1 rRNA gene is annotated in these 2,711 nt (G+C 54.7%); it reads left to right on the top strand.

The annotated features are described in order from the left end of the window. Nucleotides 1-28 precede the first annotated feature (28 nt). A 23S ribosomal RNA gene (locus tag PSI23_RS20900) occupies nucleotides 29-2,711 on the top strand; the annotation flags it as partial.

Here is a 2,711-nt window from a genome sequence, read left to right as displayed (position 1 = left end):
CCAGTCCGAAGACACCTTCGGGTTGTGAGGTTAAGCGACTAAGCGTACACGGTGGATGCCTAGGCAGTCAGAGGCGATGAAGGACGTGCTAATCTGCGAAAAGCGCCGGTGAGCTGATATGAAGCGTTATCAGCCGGCGATATCCGAATGGGGAAACCCAGTGCAATCCGTTGCACTATCATTAACTGAATCCATAGGTTAATGAGGCGAACCGGGGGAACTGAAACATCTCAGTACCCCGAGGAAAAGAAATCAACCGAGATTCCCCCAGTAGCGGCGAGCGAACGGGGAGCAGCCCAGAACCAGCAGCAGTGTCCGCGTCAGGAGAACGGTCTGGAAAGGCCGGCAGTAAAGGGTGACAGCCCCGTATCTGAAGACGCAGGCAGTGTGAGTTCGATGAGTAGGGCGGGACACGTGGTATCCTGTCTGAACATGGGGGGACCATCCTCCAAGGCTAAATACTCCTGACTGACCGATAGTGAACCAGTACCGTGAGGGAAAGGCGAAAAGAACCCCGGCGAGGGGAGTGAAACAGAACCTGAAACCGTGTACGTACAAGCAGTGGGAGCACCCTGTGGGGTGTGACTGCGTACCTTTTGTATAATGGGTCAGCGACTTATATTCTGTAGCAAGGTTAACCGCATAGGGGAGCCGCAGGGAAACCGAGTCTTAACTGGGCGTTAAGTTGCAGGGTATAGACCCGAAACCCGGTGATCTAGCCATGGGCAGGTTGAAGGTTGGGTAACACTAACTGGAGGACCGAACCGACTAATGTTGAAAAATTAGCGGATGACTTGTGGCTGGGGGTGAAAGGCCAATCAAACCGGGAGATAGCTGGTTCTCCCCGAAAGCTATTTAGGTAGCGCCTCGTGAAGTCATCTTCGGGGGTAGAGCACTGTTTCGGCTAGGGGGTCATCCCGACTTACCAACCCGATGCAAACTGCGAATACCGAAGAATGTTATCACGGGAGACACACGGCGGGTGCTAACGTCCGTCGTGAAGAGGGAAACAACCCAGACCGCCAGCTAAGGTCCCCAAGTCATGGTTAAGTGGGAAACGAAGTGGGAAGGCTCAGACAGCCAGGATGTTGGCTTAGAAGCAGCCACCATTTAAAGAAAGCGTAATAGCTCACTGGTCGAGTCGGCCTGCGCGGAAGATGTAACGGGGCTAAACCATGCACCGAAGCTGCGGCAGCGACACGTAAGTGTTGTTGGGTAGGGGAGCGTTCTGTAAGCCGGTGAAGGTGTGCTGTGAGGCATGCTGGAGGTATCAGAAGTGCGAATGCTGACATAAGTAACGATAAAGCGGGTGAAAAACCCGCTCGCCGGAAGACCAAGGGTTCCTGTCCAACGTTAATCGGGGCAGGGTGAGTCGACCCCTAAGGCGAGGCCGAAAGGCGTAGTCGATGGGCAACGGGTTAATATTCCCGTACCCGGTGTGACTGCGAAGGGGGGACGGAGAAGGCTAGGCTGGCCGGGCGACGGTTTGTCCCGGTTTAAGCGTGTAGGTGGGGTGACCCGGCAAATCCGGTCACCTGTCAACACTGAGGCGTGATGACGAGGCACTACGGTGCTGAAGTAGCTGATGCCCTGCTTCCAGGAAAAGCCTCTAAGCACCAGGTCACATTGGATCGTACCCCAAACCGACACAGGTGGTCAGGTAGAGAATACCCAGGCGCTTGAGAGAACTCGGGTGAAGGAACTAGGCAAAATGGTGCCGTAACTTCGGGAGAAGGCACGCTGGCAGTAGGTGAAGGAACTTGCTTTCGGAGCCGAAGCCAGTCGCAGATACCAGCTGGCTGCAACTGTTTAATAAAAACACAGCACTGTGCAAACACGAAAGTGGACGTATACGGTGTGACGCCTGCCCGGTGCTGGAAGGTTAATTGATGGGGTTATCCGTAAGGAGACGCTCTTGATCGAAGCCCCAGTAAACGGCGGCCGTAACTATAACGGTCCTAAGGTAGCGAAATTCCTTGTCGGGTAAGTTCCGACCTGCACGAATGGCGTAATGATGGCCAGGCTGTCTCCACCCGAGACTCAGTGAAATTGAACTCGCTGTGAAGATGCAGTGTACCCGCGGCAAGACGGAAAGACCCCGTGAACCTTTACTATAGCTTGACACTGAACCTTGAGCCTTGATGTGTAGGATAGGTGGGAGGCTGTGAAGTGCGGACGCCAGTCTGCACGGAGCCACCCTTGAAATACCACCCTTGAATGTTTGATGTTCTAACGTGGGCCCGTTATCCGGGCTGCGGACAGTGTCTGGTGGGTAGTTTGACTGGGGCGGTCTCCTCCCAAAGCGTAACGGAGGAGCACGAAGGTTAGCTAATCACGGTCGGACATCGTGAGGTTAGTGCAATGGCATAAGCTGGCTTGACTGCGAGAGTGACAGCTCGAGCAGGTACGAAAGTAGGTCATAGTGATCCGGTGGTTCTGTATGGAAGGGCCATCGCTCAACGGATAAAAGGTACTCCGGGGATAACAGGCTGATACCGCCCAAGAGTTCATATCGACGGCGGTGTTTGGCACCTCGATGTCGGCTCATCACATCCTGGGGCTGAAGTAGGTCCCAAGGGTACGGCTGTTCGCCGTTTAAAGTGGTACGCGAGCTGGGTTTAGAACGTCGTGAGACAGTTCGGTCCCTATCTGCCGTGGGCGTTGGAAGATTGAAAGGGGCTGCTCCTAGTACGAGAGGACCGGAGTGGACG

It is taken from the genome of Xenorhabdus yunnanensis, from assembly GCF_028598805.1.
GTDB lineage: Bacteria > Pseudomonadota > Gammaproteobacteria > Enterobacterales > Enterobacteriaceae > Xenorhabdus > Xenorhabdus yunnanensis.
The sequence above is the reverse complement of the archived record's forward strand: the minus strand, read 5'-3'. Positions and strand labels throughout refer to the sequence as shown.